The 19,932-nt window shown below is 69.9% G+C and carries 11 protein-coding genes, 3 tRNA genes and 1 pseudogene; 6 read left to right on the plus strand and 9 right to left on the minus strand.

What is annotated here, in order from left to right:
• The first annotated feature begins 21 nt into the window (after positions 1 to 21).
• Both ACWGKT_RS35355 and ACWGKT_RS35360 read left to right on the plus strand, forming a co-directional pair.
• On the plus strand, positions 22 to 4,464 hold the full coding sequence (locus ACWGKT_RS35355) for a DUF6531 domain-containing protein (protein WP_453276914.1): 4,443 nt from the start codon (positions 22 to 24) through the stop codon (positions 4,462 to 4,464).
• A 28-nt stretch (positions 4,465 to 4,492) separates the two neighbouring features.
• Positions 4,493 to 5,035, plus strand: coding sequence for an SMI1/KNR4 family protein (locus tag ACWGKT_RS35360; RefSeq protein ID WP_453276866.1), 543 nt, complete (start codon positions 4,493 to 4,495; stop codon positions 5,033 to 5,035).
• Positions 5,036 to 5,265: 230 nt separating this feature from the next.
• On the opposite strand, the pseudogene ACWGKT_RS35365 reads toward ACWGKT_RS35360, so the two are convergent.
• The 4 genes and pseudogenes from ACWGKT_RS35365 to ACWGKT_RS35380 form a co-directional block, all read right to left on the minus strand.
• Positions 5,266 to 5,493, minus strand: a pseudogene (locus ACWGKT_RS35365) (DUF5707 domain-containing protein); the annotation flags it as partial.
• 940 nt (positions 5,494 to 6,433) lie between these two features.
• Positions 6,434 to 6,510: transfer RNA gene (locus ACWGKT_RS35370), tRNA-Ile, on the minus strand.
• Positions 6,511 to 6,679: 169 nt separating this feature from the next.
• Positions 6,680 to 6,752: transfer RNA gene (locus ACWGKT_RS35375), tRNA-Asn, on the minus strand.
• A 5-nt stretch (positions 6,753 to 6,757) separates the two neighbouring features.
• Positions 6,758 to 6,830: transfer RNA gene (locus ACWGKT_RS35380), tRNA-Asn, on the minus strand.
• A 158-nt stretch (positions 6,831 to 6,988) separates the two neighbouring features.
• Here ACWGKT_RS35380 and ACWGKT_RS35385 point away from each other — a divergent pair.
• From ACWGKT_RS35385 to ACWGKT_RS35400, 4 genes are all read left to right on the plus strand, one after another.
• Positions 6,989 to 7,294, plus strand: coding sequence for a YtxH domain-containing protein (locus tag ACWGKT_RS35385; protein WP_356156582.1), 306 nt, complete (start codon positions 6,989 to 6,991; stop codon positions 7,292 to 7,294).
• 136 nt (positions 7,295 to 7,430) lie between these two features.
• Entirely contained in the window at positions 7,431 to 8,882 is a 1,452-nt protein-coding gene (locus ACWGKT_RS35390) for a xylulokinase (protein ID WP_453276867.1), read from the plus strand.
• 375 nt (positions 8,883 to 9,257) lie between these two features.
• Positions 9,258 to 10,991 (plus strand): ABC transporter ATP-binding protein, encoded by a 1,734-nt coding sequence (locus ACWGKT_RS35395; protein ID WP_453276868.1) that lies wholly within the window; start codon positions 9,258 to 9,260, stop codon positions 10,989 to 10,991.
• Positions 10,991 to 12,919 carry an ABC transporter ATP-binding protein gene (locus ACWGKT_RS35400; RefSeq protein WP_453276869.1) on the plus strand — a complete coding sequence of 643 codons (1,929 nt, stop codon included), beginning with the start codon at positions 10,991 to 10,993 and terminating at the stop codon, positions 12,917 to 12,919. The genes ACWGKT_RS35395 and ACWGKT_RS35400 overlap by 1 nt, the downstream gene beginning before the upstream one ends.
• Positions 12,920 to 12,968: 49 nt before the next feature.
• On the opposite strand, the gene ACWGKT_RS35405 is transcribed toward ACWGKT_RS35400, so the two are convergent.
• The 5 genes from ACWGKT_RS35405 to ACWGKT_RS35425 form a co-directional block, all read right to left on the minus strand.
• Positions 12,969 to 14,279 (minus strand): RNA polymerase sigma factor, encoded by a 1,311-nt coding sequence (locus ACWGKT_RS35405; protein ID WP_453276870.1) that lies wholly within the window; start codon positions 14,277 to 14,279, stop codon positions 12,969 to 12,971.
• A 104-nt stretch (positions 14,280 to 14,383) separates the two neighbouring features.
• Positions 14,384 to 16,291 (minus strand): DNA primase, encoded by a 1,908-nt coding sequence (gene dnaG / locus ACWGKT_RS35410; RefSeq protein ID WP_453276871.1) that lies wholly within the window; start codon positions 16,289 to 16,291, stop codon positions 14,384 to 14,386.
• Positions 16,292 to 16,338: 47 nt separating this feature from the next.
• Complete coding sequence (locus ACWGKT_RS35415; protein WP_453276872.1) at positions 16,339 to 17,604, minus strand: NAD(P)/FAD-dependent oxidoreductase; 1,266 nt, start codon at positions 17,602 to 17,604, stop codon at positions 16,339 to 16,341.
• A 104-nt stretch (positions 17,605 to 17,708) separates the two neighbouring features.
• Entirely contained in the window at positions 17,709 to 19,022 is a 1,314-nt protein-coding gene (locus tag ACWGKT_RS35420; protein ID WP_453276873.1) for a deoxyguanosinetriphosphate triphosphohydrolase, read from the minus strand.
• Positions 19,023 to 19,115: 93 nt separating this feature from the next.
• On the minus strand, positions 19,116 to 19,880 hold the full coding sequence (locus tag ACWGKT_RS35425) for a sirohydrochlorin chelatase (RefSeq protein ID WP_453276874.1): 765 nt from the start codon (positions 19,878 to 19,880) through the stop codon (positions 19,116 to 19,118).
• Positions 19,881 to 19,932 lie beyond the last annotated feature (52 nt).

The raw sequence follows: 19,932 nt of genomic DNA on the forward strand, positions 1-19,932 counted from the left end.
TACGTCAACAAGTTCAACCACATGTTCGGCGACTCGATCGCCAGCGGTCTGGAGTTTCTGGGGATCTCGGATCCGGCGGTGGATCCGGACGGGGTGCGGGAGATCGCGAAGAAGTGGCGGCATCTGGCGAAGGGGCTGGAGGACGCGTCGTCGGCCGCCGAGCGTGCGCTGTCGGGCGTGGAGTGGGAGGGGAAGGCGGCCAAGGCCTTCCACAAGCGGAACAAGTCGGCCCGTAAGAGCGCGAACGAGATGGCGCACTCGCTGCGGGAGGGCGCGAAGGCGCTGGACGACTTCGCGGACAAGGCGCACGAGATGCTGTCCGAGATCGGGGTGATGCTCGCGGAGATCGCCGAGTTCGAGATCGCGGGGCTCGCGCTGTCGATCCTCACCGCCGGTGCCTCCGAGGTGGCCTCGAACCTGATGGCCGGCGAGCGGGCGTTGAAGGTCGTGGCGCTGGTGGGGCGGATCGAGGAGGAGGGTACGGCGCTCGGTTCCGTGGTGCGCGGGGTGATGGAGGTCATCCGGGGCGTGGAGCGGGCGTTGAAGGCGCTGAAGGAGATCCGGGGCGTCGCGGCCGCGGGGAAGATGGCGATGGACGGGGCGAAGTTCTCCGCATTCGAGACGCTGCTCAAGGACCCGGCGGCGTTCAAGGACCCAGAGAAGCTGGCGGGGATCCTGACAGAGGGTGCCCTTGTCGGTATCGGATTCGGTGTTCTCGGCAAGACCCTCGGGAAAGGCTTGAAGGCGCTCAAGCCCAGCGAGCTCGCCAAGCTGGCCAAGGCGTTGAAGCTCGGCGGAAACGACTTGTCCCGACTCAAACTACGACCTGGTGAAGCCGAGGAGCTCGAAGCTGCGATCCAGGCAGCGGAGAAGGAGTGCAAGCTCGACCCGATCGACGTGGCCACCGGCGACATGCTGCTGGCGCAGACCGACGTCGAACTGCCAGGCGTCCTGCCGCTCTTGCTGCGGCGCACCCACATCTCCTCCTATCGGTGGGGCGGCTGGTTCGGCCCGTCCTGGGCCTCCACGCTCGACCAGCGTCTGCAGGCGGACGACGACTCCATCACTTATGCGGCACCGGACGGCTCCCGGCTCGTCTATCCGCTCCTGGACCCCGAGACCGATGAGCCCGTCTACCCGAAGGTCGGTCCCAGGATGCCGCTGTCCTGGGACACCGAGGTCGACGGTGCCCTACGCCTGCTCGACCCCGGAACCGGCATCTTCTACGTCTTCCATTCGCCGGGGCCCGCCGACGACGGCAACGCGATAGAGCTGCCGCTCCAGTCCATCGTGGACCGCAACGGACAGCGGATCACGATCGAGTACGCGCAGACTGGCACACCTGTGGGCGTCATGCACTCCGGCGGCTACCGCATCGCGATCGACCGGCACCGCGAACTGCCCCGTGTCGCCGCCCTGCGCCTTTTGGACCCCGACAACGCAGACAGTCACGGGACCACACTGCTGACCTACGGATACAACGAGGACGGCTACCTCACCGAGGTCACCAACTCCTCCGGTCTGCCCCTGCGGTTCGCCTACGACGCCGAGAGGAGGATCACCTCCTGGACCGACCGCAACAACACGTCGTACACCTACACCTACGACGAGCGCGGCCGCGTCATCCGTGCCGAGGGCAGCGGCGGCTACCTGTCCGGCACGCTCGCCTACGACGATGCCACCCGCACCACGACCACTACTGATGCGCTGGGCAACGTCACCCGATACGAGCACAACGAGGCATGGCGCCTCATCCGCACCACCGACCCGCTCGGGCATGTCACCCGCCAGGAGTGGGACGCGAAGCACCGCTTGGTCGCCGTCACCGATCCCCTGGGACGGACCACTCGCCACGTCTACGACGACCACGGACGCCTGAGCCGCGTCATCCGTCCCGATGGCGGCCAGACCCACACGGAGTACAACGACCTCCATCTGCCCACGGTCATGACGGAACCCGATGGCGCCGTCTGGCGCCACGAATACGACGAACGCGGCAACCGTACTGCCGTCATCGACCCCGCCGGGGAGGCGACCCGCTACATCATCGGGCGAAACGGCACGATCAAGGGCGCCACGAACCCGCTCGGTGAGCGCGTGGAAATCACTTCCAACACCGCCGGGCTCCCGCTGACGGTCTCCGACGCCTCCAGGACGCTGAAGCACTACACGTACGACGCCTTCGGACGGCCGGTGCTGGTCACAGGTCCCGGAGGAGCGACGACCCTCCTGACGTGGTCCGTAGAGGGCCGGCTCACCTCGCGTACGGGCCCTGACGGCTCGACGGAGACCTGGGCATTCGACGGCGAGGGGAACTGCACGCGCCACACCGATCCACTCGGTGCGACAGTTCGCTGGGAGTACGACGTCTTCGACCTGCTGACGGCGCGAGTGGACCCCGACGGGACACGTCACACGTTTTCCTACGACACCGCACGGCGCCTGACGACGGTAACCAACCCGCAGGGGCTCACGTGGACCTACCGGTACGACCCTGTCGGACGGCTCGTCGAGGAGACCGACTTCAACGGTCACACCATGACCTACGAGTACAACGCGGGAGGGCTGCTTGTGCGGCGGACCAACTCCGCCGGTCAGACCGTCACCTACGGCTACGACGCCATAGGCCAGCTCGTCGAGAAAGCCGTCGGCGGCCGGGCCACCCTCTTCGAGAATGATGTGTGTGGCCGCCTGCTCCGCGCCACCAACCCCGACACGCCACTGGAATACCGGTACGACTCAGTGGGACGCGTCGTAGCCGAGACCGTCGACGGCCGTGTCCTCGCCACTTCCTGCGATGCTGCGGGACGCCGCACCCGGCGCACCACACCCTCCGGTGTCACGACGACATACTCCTACCGCCCCGGCGGGAACTACGAAGCCCTCACGATGTCGGACCGCACGCTCACGTTCACGCACGACGCGGCAGGCCGTGAACTTCAGCGCACCCTGGGCGACCGGTTCACGCTCGCCTTCGCCTGGAACGATCAGGGCCGCCTCACCGGACAGACCCTCACCCTCCCCAGCACCGACCGACCGCGGATCCACCGGACGTACGCCTACCGCGGTGACGGACACTTGACCTCCGTCACCGACGAGCACACCGGCCACCGGACTTTCACCCTCGACCGGACCGGCCGCGTCACCGCCGTCCATGCCGAGGACTGGACGGAGTCCTACGCCTACGACGAAGCGGGTAACCAGACCTACGCCTCATGGCCGGACCACCATCCCGGCGCCGAGGCCCGTGGCCCGCGAAGCTACACGGGCACCCGCCTGACCAGCACCGGCGGCACCCGCTACGAATACGATGCTGCGGGCCGCACGATCCTGCGACAGAAGACACGCCTGTCACGCAAACCCGACACCTGGCGTTACACCTGGGACGCGGAGGACCGCCTCACTTCGGTCACCACACCCGACGGCACCGTCTGGAGCTACGTTTACGACCCGCTCGGCCGCCGCATCGCCAAGCAGCGTCTTGCCGCCGATGGAGCCGTCGCCGAGGAGACCCGTTTCGCCTGGGACGGCAGCACCCTCACGGAGCAGACCACCCGCGTCACCGGATCAGCGGAACTCGTCACGCTCACGTGGGATCACGACGGGCTGGCGCCGATCGCGCAAACGGAGACCAGATCGCTGGCCTCAGCCCCGCAAGATGTCATCGACCAGCGATTCTTTGCCATCGTCACGGACCAGATCGGCACTCCTACCGAACTCGTCGACGAGGAGGGTGACGTCGCCTGGCGCACTCGATCCACCCTCTGGGGCACGACAACGTGGAACCGGGACGCCACCGCCTACACCCCGCTGCGCTTTCCAGGCCAGTACTACGACCCCGAAACCGGTCTGCACCACAACTACTTTCGCCATTACGACCCGGAAACCGCCCGCTACCTCACCCTGGACCCGCTTGGCCTCGACCCGGCGCCGAACCCTGTCGCCTACGTCGACAACCCGCATACTCTGTGCGACCCCCTGGGGCTCACGCCCTGCGATGAGGCCGATGTCACCTGGGGCGGTCGCGTTCGCTACGGTGCGCCCGGGCCCGGCGGTCGCGCCACCGGTATGGACGCCACCATCGAGCCCGACATGACCGGCGGAAAGACCAACCCTCAGGTCAACGTGCCGGGTTACCAGAAGTACATGAAGCTCAACAAGACTCACCTGCTCGGCGCCCAGATAGGTGGCTCGAACAAGGATCCACGCAATTTCGTCACCATGCACCGATTCGCCAACTCGCCGGTCATGCGGAAGGTCGAAGATCAGATCAGAGCGGCGGTCGACCGCGGCGAAACCATCGAGTACTCCGTCACGCCCATCTACCGGTCCACGGACCCGAGCGACGTCGTGCCGTTGGGACTCACCTTGAAGGCCCGGGGAAGCAACGGCTTCACCTTCACCCCCTACGAAGGCGGCAGCGCGACGAACGCCGTCACTATCCTGAACGTCCCCAAGCCCTAGTAAAGCCCGCAGAAGGGATCCGGCCGTCATGCACCGCGCCGTGGAACGCCTGACCGAGATCATTCCGCCTGGCACTCGCCGCCGCTCACGCGACTGGGCAGCCGTCGAGCAACAGCTCGGCACACCTCTGCCGGATGACTACAAAGAACTCGTCGAGACCTACGGAGGCGGTGTCTTCGACGAAACCATCTGGCTACTGGACCCGCAATGCCCTGACGAGGACTACAACCTCCTCGCCCAGGCCGGGGAGCGCGCAGAGATCCTTGCCGATCTGTGGCAGACCGAAGCCAAGCCGACGGAGCTCCAGAACGATCCTGAGGCTCAGGTTTTGCCTTGGGCCTACGTCGAGGAGAGCGGCGCGTACTTGTACTGGCTGCGGCGGCCGCCACAGAAGCCCAACGAGTGGGCGGTCATGCTCAACGAAGGCCGGGGCCCGGAATGGGAACACCACGTCGGCCAGTGCGCCTCCTTCCTCGTGTCCGTCCTGACAGGCGAGGCCGAGACCGAGTACTTCCCTGACCTCCCCTTCGAAAGCCACCAGTTCGACTCCAACGACGACATCCTCGCGTAGCCGCGCATCTTGCGCATGCAGCGTCGGTGAAAGGCGGTAGCCGATGAACCAGAGCTTGGATCGCACATTGTAGGAGTAGACCTCGTCTGCTGATTGCCCGGCCCTGTGCCACCGTCAGCCGCAGAGGTGGGCTCCGTTCGGATGTTTACGTCGAACGTGGCGGCACGGGACACGAACGCTGCACCCCGCCTCGGCCGTCGCCAGCGCCGAAGCATTCCAGGTCCCTCGGTCGCCTCCTTCTCCGTGACCGGCATCGTCCAGGTGCAGCGGGACGGGTCGGCCATGGTGCTCCGGCAGGTGGCGTTTTGCACCGGTCGAAGCTCCGCCTCGGTCGGGTCGGGCGGGACGGCAGGGACGCCGCGGGGCGACGGCGGACCCACCTGAATTCGCGCCGACCGCTCGCGGTGGACCAGCTCACCGTTGTGCTGGCCGACACGGTCCGGGGCCAGGGCGCTCATGCGGACCGCCACTCCCTGTCCGTGAGGGGGCGGCGGAGGACCTCCTCAGCCGGGATCCGATCCTTCTTGTCGGCGTGCGTCCACATGCGCATGATGTCTCCCTGTCGTCGGGCACCTGAAAATGCCTCGGCAGCGTCTGCACAGGGAGGAACCCAGGCTCGCGGCCGGGTCGCCACAGGGAGGACCCCAGGCGCGCGGCCGGGTCGCCGTTCCCCACCGTACCCGGCAGAGCGCGCGTCCACCGCCGACGGTGAACCGTGGAACGGCGCATTCGGTCGGCAACCTGCTTCTCGAGAGGCCCTGGATTCCGCCACGGGTGAGGCGCACTGGAGGTTCGCGCCGATTCCTCGTTGGACGGCCCCGGGGCCAGCACGTCACTTCCGCCGATCTTGATCACTCTCCGTCAGCCGTCACCTTCGCCAGGGACGCCGCTGGAACATCGCGTGAGGCAGAGCACGGGCCTCATGCGCCTTCCCTCCCAGCCCCGGCCAGCCTGCACTCTCAGGCTCAGTGCGACCACGCTCTGTGAGATGCCTCTCTGTATGTGCGCGGCTTCCTCGGGCCGTTTTCAGTACCGACCGTTTTCCCCGTCCCGGACGGCCGCAGAGCCCCCCAGCGATCAAAGCGACTCGCTCATGCGCCGAGCCACCCGTCGACCCCGCCCGTCACGGACGAAGGAGGGCGGCAAGAGGGTCCACAGAAGGCTCTTCCCATTCCCTGCGTCCCATCAGCGTCCCAACTCGTGCGTCCGGGCCCCGCGCAGGTCGACGATTACGTCTCCCCTCGACCACGAACCCACGCATCCGCCCAGGTCAACGCATCGTGAACCCCCGCAGCCCGAAGCGCCGTTGAAGTCACGAGCAGCGGATTCAGTCCGTTCAGCCCGAGTTGGCGTTTCCGCGCTCGACCAGGAACGTTTCTGCAGGTCATAGCCCTGCGCTGGTGGGGCGGGTGGGACTCGAACCCACGGCCGACGGATTATGAGTCCGCTGCTCTAACCGGCTGAGCTACCGCCCCAAAGCGGCGTGTCGCGTACAGGTGTGCGCGCCGTCTGCCGCAGCATAGCCGCTCATACGATCTCCTGCCTCGGATGGTCGGCTACACATGACCTTGAAGACTCCGCCGTGGCCTGCACGGTTCCCCCCGGACATGAAAAAGGACCCCTGAGGGGGTCCTCTTCAGCATGCTCCCCCGACTGGACTCGAACCAGTAACCTGCCGGTTAACAGCCGGCTGCTCTGCCAATTGAGCTACGGAGGACCGAGCTCCCCCGACTGGACTCGAACCAGTAACCTGCCGGTTAACAGCCGGCTGCTCTGCCAATTGAGCTACGGAGGAATGCCTCGTTGCATCGAACGCACCTACCTGGGTATTCGCCAGGGGGCGCGCGCTCGCTGCGACACATACATTAGCGCAAGCAGGGGGGTGCTCCGCCAATCGGTACTCCCCGGCCCGGACGCCGCACCGGAGACCTACACGAGGGAAGGGTGGCCGCCATGCGTTACCGGCTCACGTTCATCGCCGGACTCGCCCTGGGTTACGTGCTCGGCACCAGGGCCGGGCGCGAGCGCTACGAGCAGCTGAAGAAGTCCGCCCGCCAGGTCGCGCAGAACCCGGCCGTCCGCAACACCGCGGAGACGGCCGCGCAGCAGGGCCGCGTCTTCGCGGGCAAGGCCCTCCACACGGTCAGCGCGAAGGTCGGCGATCACATGCCCGACTCGGTCGCCCATCGCGTACGCGCCCTCAAGGACCGCCACCCGAACGGCGAGGTCGAGGACGACTGGGGAACCAGCAACACCTAGCCACCGGCCGAAATCGTGCCCCCAGGGGCCCGAGGAAGACCGCGACCAGCCACAACGCATCCGCCCCCGGCCTGCGCCACGCCCCCTGTGGGGCCTATGGCCAAAGCAGGCGGCGCGCTGCGGCAGAATTTGAGTCATGGGGATAGTCGCCGGGTTGGACAGCTCGCCCGATTTCACTCGCATCGTCGTCTGTGACACGGACTCGGGTGCCGTGCTCAGGCAGGGCTATGCGCCGCACCCGGTGGAGAACCCCGAGTCCGGCCGACCCTCCGACGTCGACCCGCAGGCCTGGCTGCTGTCCCTCGGGGAGGCCGCGGGCGGCGGGCTCCTGGAGGGCGTACAGGCGATCGGGGTCTCCGCCCAGCAGAACGCGCTCGTACCGCTGGACGCCCAGGGCAACACCGTGCGGCCCGCGATGGTCGGCGGCGACAAGCGGGCGCAGGTCGCGGCGGCCGACCTGGTCGACGCGCTCGGCGGCCGCGAGGCCTGGGCGCAGTCGGTGGGCTCCGTACCGCAGGCCGCGCAGCCGGTGACCAAGCTGCGCTGGCTGGCGAAGTCCGAGCCCGAGAACGCCTTGCGCACGGCGATGCTGCTGCAGGCACACGACTGGCTCGTGTGGCAGCTGCTCGGACGGCCCGTGCGGCGGACCACCGACCGGGGCGGCGCCTCCGCGACCGGGTACTGGTCGGCGGCCACCGGTGGCTACCGGCCCGACCTCGTCGAGCTGGCGCTCGGTCACCAGGCCATGCTGCCCGAGGTGATCGGCCCGTCCGACGCGGCCGGTACGACACCGGAAGGGCTGCTGATCTCCGCGGGCACCGGCGAGACGATGGCCGCCGCGTTCGGGCTCGGCATCGGGCTGGGCGACGCGGTGGTGTCGCTGGGCGCCTCCGGCTCCGTGATGGCCGTCCACCCCGAGGCGCTCGCCGACCAGTCCGGGATGATCACCTCGCTGGCCGACGCCACCGGCATGCATCTGCCGGTCGTCACCACCCTGAACGCCGTACGGACCCTGCGCGGCACCGCCGAACTCCTCGGGCTACCCGACCTGGAGAGCCTGTCCGACCTGGCGATGAAGTCGACGCCGGGGTCCCACGGGCTGGTCCTGCTGCCCTATCTGGAAGGCGAGCGGACGCCGAATCTGCCGCACACCGCGGGGACGCTGGCGGGGCTCAGGCGCGAGTCGATGAAGCCCGAGCACCTGGCGCGGGCCGCCTTCGAGGGCATGCTGTGCGGGCTCGCGGACGCCCTCGACGTGCTGCGCGGCCGCGGTGTCGACGTGCGGCGGATCTTCCTGCTCGGCCCGGTCGCCGAGCTGTCCGCCGTACAGTCCGCGGCGCCCTCGCTGTTCGGCGCGCAGGTCATCGTGCCGCAGCCCGCCGACTACGCCGCGATCGGCGCCGCCCGCCAGGCGGCCTGGGCGCTCGGCGTGTCCCAGGGCACCCTCGACCCGCGCACCCCGCCGATCTGGCAGGGGGCCGCCGCACAGGTCCTGGACCCCGGCGACGACCTGGCGGTGGGCCGGGCGGTGCGCCAGCAGTTCGTGTCGGTGCGGGAGCAGACCCATCCGGGGGCCTTCCGCTCCTAGGGGGTGTCGTTTGGATCAGGCCGGCCGTGACGAACGGTGCGGACCGGCCGACCCCGAGCGGGGTCATGGGGGTGCCCCCTGCTCGAGCGAAGCCGAGAGCTTGGGGGAGCGTGCAGCTGCAAGGCGGAGGAGCGAGTCGACGCGATGGGGGTCCCCCCTGTTCGAGCGCAGCCGAGAACTTGCCAGGGCCCGCGACGCCGGGATGATCCAAACGACACCCCCTAGCTGTCCCGCTCTTCGGCAGGTCCGGCCGTCCGGGGGCCCCACAGGGCCCCCGCTATTGGGTTAATCCGGTTGAAGTAACACGGGTGGAGTGTCCGACGATAGGGGCCAGGGGCAACCACTACCCCTATCGCCGACTCCGAGAGACGTAGCGTGCTCATACGACTTCTGAGGGCCCACCTCAGGCCCTACAAGAAACCCATCGCTCTCCTGGTGCTGCTGCAGTTCCTGCAGACCTGCGCCACCCTCTACCTGCCCACCCTGAACGCCGACATCATCGATCATGGTGTGGTCGAGGGTGACACCGGTTACATCCTCTCCTTCGGCGCCCTGATGATCGGCATCTCGCTGGCCCAGGTCGTGTGCAACATCGGTGCCGTGTACTACGGCGCTCGGACCGCTTCCTCGCTCGGCCGGGACGTCCGGGCCGCCGTCTTCGACCGCGTCCAGTCCTTCTCCGCGCGCGAACTCGGGCACTTCGGCGCGCCCTCCCTCATCACCCGTACGACCAATGACGTGCAGCAGGTCCAGATGCTGGCCCTGATGACGTTCACCCTGATGGTGTCGGCGCCCATCATGTGTGTGGGCGGCATCGTCCTGGCCCTCGGTCTGGACGTGCCGCTGTCGTCGGTCCTGATCGCGGTCGTACCGGTGCTGGGCGTCTCCGTGACGCTGATCGTCGTCCGGCTGCGCCCGCTGTTCCGGTCGATGCAGGTGCGACTGGACACGGTGAACCGGGTGCTGCGCGAGCAGATCACCGGCAACCGCGTCATCCGCGCGTTCGTCCGGGACCCCTACGAGCAGGACCGCTTCGGCAAGGCCAACGGCGAGCTCACCGAGATGCAGCTGGCCACCGGCCGGATGCTCGCGCTGATGTTCCCGATCGTGATGACCGTGGTGAACCTGTCGTCGATCGCCGTGGTGTGGTTCGGAGCGCACCGCATCGACAGCGGCGGGATGCAGATCGGCGATCTGACCGCGTTCCTCGCCTATCTGATGCAGATCGTGATGTCCGTGATGATGGCCACCTTCATGTTCATGATGGTGCCGCGCGCGGAGGTGTGCGCCGAGCGGATCCAGGAGGTCCTGGGGACCGAGTCCAGCGTGGTGCCGCCCGTCGCCCCGGTCACCGAGCTGCGCCGGCACGGCCATCTGGAGATCCGCGGCGCCGGGTTCCGCTACCCGGGTGCCGAGGAGCCGGTGCTGAAGGCCGTCGACCTGGTGGCCCGGCCCGGTGAGACGACCGCCGTGATCGGCTCCACCGGCAGCGGCAAGTCCACGCTGCTCGGCCTGGTCCCCCGGCTGTTCGACGCGACCGAGGGCGAGGTCCTCGTCGACGGCGTCGACGTGTCGAGCGTCGAGGCGCGGCTGCTCGCGCGGACCGTCGGGCTCGTCCCGCAGAAGCCGTACCTGTTCGCGGGCACGGTGGCGACCAACCTGCGGTACGGCAATCCGGACGCCACCGACGAGGAGCTGTGGCACGCGCTGGAGGTGGCGCAGGCCAAGGACTTCGTGCGGAAGCTGGAGGGCGGGCTGAACGCGCCGATCGCGCAGGGCGGCACCAACGTCTCCGGCGGCCAGCGCCAGCGGCTGGCGATCGCCCGGACGCTCGTGCAGCGCCCGGAGATCTACCTCTTCGACGACTCCTTCTCCGCGCTCGACTACGCCACCGACGCCGCCCTGCGCGGCGCGCTCGCCGAGGAGACCGCGGAGGCGACCGTGGTGATCGTCGCCCAGCGTGTGGCGACCATCCGGGACGCCGACCGGATCGTGGTCCTGGACGAGGGGCGGGTCGTGGGCACCGGCCGCCACCACGAGCTCATGGCCGACAACGAGACCTACCGGGAGATCGTGCTCTCCCAGCTGACGGAAGCGGAGGCCGCCTGATGGCAGGGCCCATGGGACGCATGATGGCCGGGGGCGGCCCCGACCAGCGCTCGATGGACTTCAAGGGGTCGGGCAAGCGGCTCATCGCCCGGTTCAGGCCCGAGCGTCTGACGATCTACGGGCTACTGCTGTGCGTCGTCGTCAGCGTGGCCCTCAGTGTGATCGGGCCGAAGATCCTCGGCCGCGCCACCGACCTGGTCTTCGCGGGCATCGTCGGCCGGCGGATGCCGTCCGGCGTCACCAAGGAGCAGGCTCTCGACTCGCTGCGCGAGCGGGGCCAGGGTGCCGTCGCGGACATGCTCCAGAGCACGGACTTCACCCCCGGCAAGGGCATCGACTTCGACGCCGTCGGGAACGTCCTGCTGATCGCGTTGGGCACGTTCCTGGTGGCCGGCCTGCTGATGGCGGTGGCGACGCGGCTGGTCAACCGGGCCGTGAACCGCACGATGTACCGGATGCGCGAGGACGTGCAGGCGAAGCTGTCGCGGCTGCCGCTGTCGTACTTCGACAAGCGTCAGCGCGGCGAGGTGCTCTCCCGGGCCACCAACGACATCGACAACATCGGCCAGACGCTCCAGCAGTCGATGGGCCAGCTCATCAACTCGGTGCTCACCATCATCGGTGTGCTGGTGATGATGTTCTGGGTGTCGTGGCTGCTGGCCCTGGTCGCGCTGGCCACCGTGCCGCTGTCGTTCGTGGTGGCGACCCGCATCGGCAAGCGGTCGCAGCCGCACTTCGTGCAGCAGTGGCGCTCCACCGGCAAACTGAACGCGCACGTCGAGGAGATGTACACCGGGCACACCCTGGTGAAGGTGTTCGGCCGCCAGGACGAGTCGGCGAAGCTGTTCGCCGAGCAGAACGAGGCGCTGTACGAGGCGGGGTTCAAGGCGCAGTTCAACAGCGGGGTGATGCAGCCGCTGATGATGTTCGTCTCGAACCTGAACTATGTGCTGGTGGCCGTCGTCGGCGGGCTGCGCGTGGCGTCCGGCGCGCTGTCCATCGGTGATGTGCAGGCCTTCATCCAGTACTCGCGCCAGTTCTCGATGCCGCTGACCCAGGTCGCCTCGATGGCGAACCTGGTGCAGTCGGGCGTCGCCTCGGCGGAGCGGATCTTCGAGCTGCTGGACGCGGAGGAGCAGGAGGCGGACCCGGTGCCGGGCGAGCGGCCGGCCGAGCTGCGCGGGCGGGTCGAGCTGGAGCACGTGTCGTTCCGGTACGACCCGGAGAAGCCGCTGATCGAGGACCTGTCGCTGAAGGTCGAGCCGGGGCACACGGTCGCGATCGTCGGCCCGACGGGCGCCGGCAAGACCACGCTGGTCAACCTGCTCATGCGGTTCTACGACGTCTCCGGCGGGCGCATCACCCTCGACGGCGTCGACATCGCCCGGATGTCCCGGGACGAACTGCGGGCCGGGATCGGCATGGTGCTGCAGGACACCTGGCTGTTCGGCGGCACGATCGCGGAGAACATCGCGTACGGAGCCTCGCGCGAGGTCACCCGGGGCGAGATCGAGGAGGCGGCGCGGGCGGCGCACGCCGACCGGTTCGTCCGCACCCTGCCCGACGGCTACGACACCGTGATCGACGACGAGGGCACGGGGGTCAGCGCCGGTGAGAAGCAGCTCATCACCATCGCGCGGGCGTTCCTGTCCGACCCGGTGATCCTGGTGCTGGACGAGGCGACGAGCTCGGTCGACACCCGTACCGAGGTGCTGATCCAGAAGGCGATGGCCAAACTCGCCCATGGGCGGACCTCGTTCGTCATCGCGCACCGGTTGTCGACCATCCGGGACGCGGACACGATCCTGGTGATGGAGAACGGCTCGATCGTCGAACAGGGCGCCCACGCGGAGCTGCTGGCCGCGGACGGTGCCTACGCGCGGCTGTACAAGGCGCAGTTCGCGCAGGCGGTGGCCGAGGTCGACTGACCGTCGTCCGCCGCCGGGGGGCCGCTCGCCGCGAGGTGAGCGGCCCCGTTCAGTCCAGGTAGCCCCGCAGCTGGTCCGCGAAGGCGTGGTCGCGGAGCTTGTTGAGGGTCTTGGACTCGATCTGCCGGATCCGTTCGCGGGTGACCCCGAAGATGCGCCCGATCTCTTCGAGGGTGCGCGGACGCCCGTCGACCAGCCCGTAACGCAGCTGGACCACCTTGCGCTCGCGCTCGCCCAGCGTGGACAGGACCGCCTCCAGGTGCTCGCGCAGCAGCAGGAACGCGGCGGACTCCACCGGGCTGGTGGCGTCCCCGTCCTCGATCAGGTCACCGAGGGCGACGTCGTCCTCCTCGCCCACGGGGGCGTGCAGCGAGACGGGCTCCTGGGCGAGCCGCAGCACCTCGCCGACCCGCTCGGGCGCCAGGTCCAGGTGGGCGGCGACCTCGTCCGGTGTCGGCTCGTAGCCGCGCTCCTGGAGCATGCGCCGCTGCACACGGACGACGCGGTTGATGAGCTCGACGACGTGCACGGGCACGCGGATGGTGCGGGCCTGGTCGGCCAGCGCGCGGGACATGGCCTGCCGGATCCACCAGGTGGCGTACGTGGAGAACTTGTAGCCGCGGGCGTAGTCGAACTTCTCGACGGCCCGGATGAGCCCCAGGTTCCCCTCCTGGACGAGGTCGAGCATGGTCAGCCCGCGTCCGACGTACCGTTTGGCGACGGACACGACGAGCCGCAGGTTGGCCTCGATGAGCCGCCGTTTGGCCATCCGGCCCATGACGACGAGCCGGTCGAGGTCGAGGGCGAGCTCGCTGTCGAGGTCGGGGGTGCTGCTGAGCTTCTCCTCGGCGAACAGGCCGGCCTCCACCCGGCGGGCGAGTTCGACCTCCTCCGCCGCGGTGAGCAGCGGGATGCGGCCGATCTCGCGCAGGTACTGGCGGAACAGGTCCGAGGAGGGGCCGCTGGTGTCGGCGCGGGCGGCGGCGGGCGGTTCGGCCGTCTCGGGGGCCTCGGCGGCTTGTGCCGCCAGCGCCTCCGCGGGCGGTTCCGCGGGCTCGGGCGGGCCCTCCTGCTCCGTCTCTGGGTGCAGCGCGACGCGGTTCTGCGCGGGCACGGCGGCGACGGCGTCGGACTCCGGATCGGACTCCGCACCGTCCGTCGTGCTGACGTCGGTCTGGGTGAGGGTCTGGGTCTGCACGGGGGCGACCTCCAGGATGATCGCTGCCAAGGTGGGCGGCAGCGGTACTTCGGGGGCGGAGTCGACGGCCTCGCCGCTGTCCGTCCCGTACGCGATGAGCGGAACCGCGGGGGTGTAGGACCCGTGGGGGACGGATCGGCCGCGCTCCGAGGACTCAGGCACCGCAACCCAGTGTGGGGTAAGACACATCGCCGCCACGAGGGGCGTGCGGTGACTTTTTGCGTCCGGTCCGTGACCGCGCGGTTATCCCGACGTTCCCGGGGCGGCTAGAGCGCGGCCGCTCCCTGTTCGCGCAATGCCTGTCCGTACTGCTGCAGGACCCACAACTCGTTCTGGACGGACGCCAGATGGGCGGGGTCGGCGTTGCTGCCGAGGCGGGTGAGGGTGATCTGGATGTCCTGGATGCGGCGGTCGACGGCGCGGCGGCGGACCCAGACGAGCTGTTCGCCGGCGTAGGACTCGTCGACCGTGCGGCGCATGATCGCCTCCACGGCCAGTTCGGTCACCATCGCGCGGACCGTGTCGTCGGGGGCCGCCTCGCGCACCCGGACCAGGTACTCCTGCGAGTCCTGTCCGCCGTACTCGGCGCCGCCCGCCTCCATGATCGCCTGGCGTACGGCCGCGTACGGCGGCGCGGTGAACTCGTCCACGCCGTAGGCGTCGAAGGCCGGGGACACCAGTTCCGGGCGCTGCAGGGCCAGTTTGAGGAGCTCGCGTTCGGTGGCGTACACCGGGTTGCGGAGGTTGAGCGCGGGACCGGAGCCCGTGGGGTGGGGGGAGCGCGCCTCGTAGTGCTGCTGGGGGCCGCGGGCCGGCGCCGGGCCCCGGCCGCCGCCCTTCTCGCGGGCCCAACGCGCCAGCTGCGCGACCCGCTTGACCACGAACTGGGTGTCCAGGATGCCCAGCATTCCGGCCAGCTCCACGGCGACCTCGTGCTGCGCGCCGCTGTTCTTGATGCGGGCGACGATGGGCGCCGCCTCGTCGAGGGCGGCGGCCCGGCCGGCGGGGGTGTCGAGGTCGTAGCGGCTCACGATCTGGCGCAGCGCGAACTCGAACAGCGGGGTGCGCGGTTCGACCAGGTCGGCGACCGCCTCGTCGCCCTTGGCCAGGCGCAGCTCGCACGGGTCCATGCCGTCCGGCGCGATGGCGATGTAGGTCTCGGCGGCGAACTTCTGGTCGTCCTCGAAGGCGCGCAGGGCCGCCTTCTGGCCGGCCGCGTCGCCGTCGAAGGTGAAGATCACGCGGGCCGAGCCGTTGTCCATCAGCAGGCGGCGCAGGATCTTGATGTGGTCGCCGCCGAAGGCCGTGCCGCAGGTGGCGATGGCGGTGGTGACGCCGGCCAGGTGGCAGGCCATGACATCGGTGTAGCCCTCGACGACGACCGCGCGGCTGGCCTTCGCGATGTCCTTCTTCGCCAGGTCGATGCCGTACAGCACCTGGCTCTTCTTGTAGATCGCCGTGTCGGGCGTGTTCAGGTACTTGGGGCCGTTGTCCGACTCGTACAACTTGCGCGCGCCGAAGCCGACGACCTCGCCGCCGATGTCGCGGATGGGCCACATCAGGCGGCCGCGGAAGCGGTCGATGGGGCCGCGGCGGCCCTCCTGGGCCAGGCCCGACAGGAGCAGCTCCTTGTCGGTGAAGCCCTTGCCGCGCAGATAGCGGGTGAGGTGGTCCCAGCCCTGGGGGCTGTAGCCGACGCCGAAGTGGACGGCGGCGACCTGGTCGAAGCCGCGCTCGGCGAGGAAGACCCGGCCGGTCTCGGCCTCGGCGCCGGTGGCGAGCTGCTCGGCGTACCACTGGGCGGCGATCTTGTGCGCCTCGACCAGGCGGATCCGCTCGCCGCGCTGGTGGGCCGGGTTGTACCCGCCCTCCTCGTAGCGCAGCGTGATGCCGGCCTGGGCGGCGAGGCGCTCGACCGCCTCCGAGAACGTGAGGTGGTCGACCTTCATCACGAAGGTGAGGGTGTCGCCGCCCTCCTGGCAGCCGAAGCAGTGGAAGAGTCCCTTGCTCGGGCTGACCTGGAAGGACGGCGACTTCTCGTCGTGGAACGGGCACAGGCCCTTGAGGTTGCCTCCGCCCGCGTTGCGCAGCTGGAGGTACTCGGACACCACGGCGTCGATCGGGACCGCGTCCCGTACCGCCTTCACGTCCTCGTCGTTGATCCGTCCTGCCACGTAGTGATTCTACGGGGGCGGACCGACAGTGCCGATGACGACGGGGGCTAGGAGGCGAGGCTGTCCAGCGGCAGGTGCGGGTCCGCCAGGGCCTCCGTGTTCACCCGGGTCCGGGAGCGGATGAGGTTCTGGATGGGCTCTGTGACGTCCCACACATTCACGTTCATCCCGGCCAGCACCCTGCCCTCCTTCAGCCAGAACGCGATGAACTCCCGCTTGCCCGCGTCGCCCCGGATGACCACCTCGTCGTACGACCCCGGGGGCGCCCATCCGCTGTACTCCATCCCCAGGTCGTACTGGTCGGTGAAGAAGTAGGGCACGCGGTCGTAGGTGATGTCCTTGCCGAGCATCGCGCGGGCCGCCGCCGGGCCGCCGTTCAGGGCGTTCGCCCAGTGCTCCACCCGGATGCGGGTGTCGAACAGGCCGAGCGGGAAGGCGGCGACGTCGCCGGCCGCGTAGATGTCGGGGTCGGAGGTGCGCAGCCGTTCGTCGACCTCGACGCCGCCGCCGTGCGCCCGGTCGACGATGCGCAGTCCCGCCGCCTCCGCGAGGCCGATGCGGGGGGCCGCGCCGATGGCCGCGAGGACGTCGTGCGCGGGGTGCTCCTCGCCGTCGTCGGTGCGGGCCGCGAGGACCATGCCGTCCTGGCCGACGATCTCGGTGAGCCGGACGCCGAAGCGGAAGCGGACGCCGTGCTCGCGGTGCAGCTCGGCGAAGACCGAGCCCAGCTCGGGGCCGAGGACGCTGTGCAGCGGGGTCGGGTGGGGCTCGATGACGGTCACCTCCGCGCCGTACTCGCGGGCCGCCGCCGCGACCTCCAGGCCGATCCAGCCGCCGCCGGCGATCACGATGTGGCCGTTGTCCCGGCCGAGGGCGGTCAGGACGCCCTTGAGCCGCTCGGCGTGGGCGAGGCGGCGCAGGTGGTGGACGCCGGCGAGTTCCGTGCCGGGGATGTCGAGCCGGCGCGGCTCGGCGCCGGTGGCCAGAAGCAGCTTGTCGTAGTGGACCAGGGTGCCGTCGTCGCCGAAGCGGACGGTCCTGGCCGAGCGGTCGATCTTGTCGACGGTCTGGCCGAGGTGCAGCTCGATGTCGTTCTGCGCGTACCAGGCGGGCTCGTGCACGAAGACGCTGTCGCGCTCCTCCTTGCCCAGGAGGTAGCCCTTGGACAGCGGCGGGCGTTCGTACGGGTGGTCGCGCTCGTCGCAGATCAGTATCACCCGGCCGGTGAAGCCCTCCGCACGGAGCGTCTCGGCCGCCTTCGCGCCGGCGAGACCACCTCCGACGATGACGAATGTCTGATCCGCGTCGACCACTTGATGCCTCCTCGTAAGGGTGCCGCCACATGCGAGCGTCCCGCACGCAAGGTGCTGCGGGAAGAGGGAGTGACCCGATCAGGCCACCCTGGGTCACTTTCCTTTCACATATGCCCCGCCAGTCTCGCGTGCAGCGAGCGGGCCGAGGCGTCGGTCAGTGAGGCGATCTGGTCCACGATCACACGTTTGCGGGCACGGTCGTCGGGTGCCTGGTCGAACAGTGCGCGGAACTGCGGGTCCAGACCGTCGGGGGCGCGGGCGGTGAGCGCCTCGGCCAGTTCGGCGACGACGACCCGCTGGTCGGCGCGGAGCCGCTCCTGTTCGGCGCGCTGCATGACGTACCGGTCGGCGACCGCCTTGAGGACCGCGCACTCCATGCGGGTCTCGCGGGGTACGACGAGTTCGGCGTCGTAGCGGGTGAGCCGGCCGTTGCCGTACGCCGCCCGGGTGGCGCCCTCGGCGGCGAGGCAGAAGCGGCCGATGAGCTGGCTGGTGGCGTCCTTGAGGCGGGCCTGGGCGACCGCCGTGCCGTCGTACCCGTGCGGCCACCACTCCTGGTCCTGGAGCCGGTCGAGCGCCTCGGCGAGCTCGGCGGGGTCCGTGTCCGCCGGGACGTACCGGCCGACGGCGACCGTGAAGACCGCCTGCCGCTCGGGTTCGGCGTGCAGGCAGTCGGGGTCGATGTGGCCGGCGTGCAGGCCGTCCTCCACGTCGTGCACCGAGTACGCCACGTCGTCGGACCAGTCCATGACCTGGGCCTCGAAGCAGGTGTGGGTGCCGGGGGCGTGCTCGCGGACCCAGTCGAAGACGGGCCGGTCGTCCTCGTAGACGCCGAACTTGGGGGACTTGACGTCGGTGGGGTGGGCGCCGCGCGGCCAGGGGTACTTGGTGGCGGCGTCCAGGGCGGCGCGGGTGAGGTTGAGGCCGACGGAGCCCTCGGCGGTGAAGCGCTTGGGCTCGATACGGGTGAGGAGCCTGAGCGACTGGGCGTTGCCCTCGAAGCCGCCGCAGTCCTCGGCGAACTCGTTCAGGGCCTGTTCGCCGTTGTGCCCGAAGGGCGGGTGGCCGAGGTCGTGGGAGAGGCAGGCGGCCTCGACGAGGTCGGGGTCGCAGCCGAGGGCCGCGCCCAGCTCGCGGCCGACCTGGGCGCATTCGAGCGAGTGGGTGAGGCGGGTGCGGGGGCTGGCGTCCCAGGCCTGGACAGGGGTCCCCCCGCTTCGAGCGGAGCCGAGGAGTTGGGGGAGTGCGACGGGCGTGACGACCTGGGTCTTGCCGGCCAGGCGGCGCAGCGCCGCGCTGTGCAGGATGCGGGCGCGGTCGCGTTGGAAGGCGGTGCGGCCGGGGCGTTTGTCCGGTTCGGGGGCCCAGCGTTCGACTGACGTCGGGTCGTAGGCGTCGGGGGGTGCGGTGCCTTCCATGCCTCGACAGTAGACGCCCGCTGGTCCGCCAGGTTCTGTTTGGGGGGCGAGCGCAGGTCGTTTTCGGCTGATCGCGCGGTTCCGCGCGCCGCTTCAGGCCGCTGTCGCGGCCGGAATCGCCAGTGCCCGGTCGTAGCGGTGCAGGACCAGGCGGGCCATCGCCTCGTGGGCGCCGAGGGGGGCCGAGGCCAGCCAGGGGGCCTGCTCCGCGCACTGGGTGGCGAAGCGGCCGGGGGCCGTGAAGCAGGACGCCACGGCCACGCGGTGGTGGCCGCGTGCGGTCAGGGCGCGTACGGCCGTCCGGACGGTCGGTGTCGCGGCGGAGGCGTAGGCGGGGACCACGGGCACGCCGAGGCGGTCGGCGAGGAGGCGGGCGGTGCGGCGGGTGTCGGCCGCGGACTCGGGGTCGCGGGAGCCGGCGGCGGCGAGGACCACGGCGTCGGCGGGGCGGCCGGCGTCATCGGTCCCGGTGTCCCAGCCGGCCTCGACGAGGCGGGCGTACAGCGTCTCCACGAGGAGCGGGTGCGCGCCGAGCGGGTCGGCCACGCGCGTGCGTGCCGGGGAGGCGGCCGCCAGCTCGGGGATGTCCCGCTTGACGTGGTAGCCGCGGGTGAGCAGGAGCGGTACGAGCACGGCGTCGGCGTCGCCGAGGGCGGCGAGGGTGTCGGGCAGCAGTGGCTCGTTGAGCTCGATGTGGCCCAGGTGCACGGGCAGGCGGGGGCGCAGCTCCCGTACCCGCTCCGCGAGCGTGCGGACGGTGGTCAGCGCGCGCGGGTCGCGGCTGCCGTGCGCCACGAGGACGAGGGCGGCCGGGGCCGGGCGGCGCCGGCCGGGCGGAAAGGGGTTCGACGCCTTCATGAAAGGATCCTGACGGCCAGACGTTGCGCACCCGTTGCACGGCGGTGACAGG

The sequence above is a fragment of the Streptomyces sp. NPDC054794 genome, from assembly GCF_053611585.1.

What these genes read in the sequence shown, in the direction of transcription:
- ACWGKT_RS35355 (WP_453276914.1), top strand. Translation starts at nt 22, where the DNA reads ATGTTCGGCGACTCGATCGCCAGCGGTCTGGAGTTTCTGGGGATCTCG.
- ACWGKT_RS35400 (WP_453276869.1), top strand. Translation starts at nt 10,991, where the DNA reads ATGGCAGGGCCCATGGGACGCATGATGGCCGGGGGCGGCCCCGACCAG.
- ACWGKT_RS35390 (WP_453276867.1), top strand. Translation starts at nt 7,431, where the DNA reads ATGGGGATAGTCGCCGGGTTGGACAGCTCGCCCGATTTCACTCGCATC.
- ACWGKT_RS35425 (WP_453276874.1), bottom strand. Translation starts at nt 19,880, where the DNA reads ATGAAGGCGTCGAACCCCTTTCCGCCCGGCCGGCGCCGCCCGGCCCCG.
- ACWGKT_RS35360 (WP_453276866.1), top strand. Translation starts at nt 4,493, where the DNA reads ATGCACCGCGCCGTGGAACGCCTGACCGAGATCATTCCGCCTGGCACT.
- ACWGKT_RS35420 (WP_453276873.1), bottom strand. Translation starts at nt 19,022, where the DNA reads ATGGAAGGCACCGCACCCCCCGACGCCTACGACCCGACGTCAGTCGAA.
- ACWGKT_RS35385 (WP_356156582.1), top strand. Translation starts at nt 6,989, where the DNA reads ATGCGTTACCGGCTCACGTTCATCGCCGGACTCGCCCTGGGTTACGTG.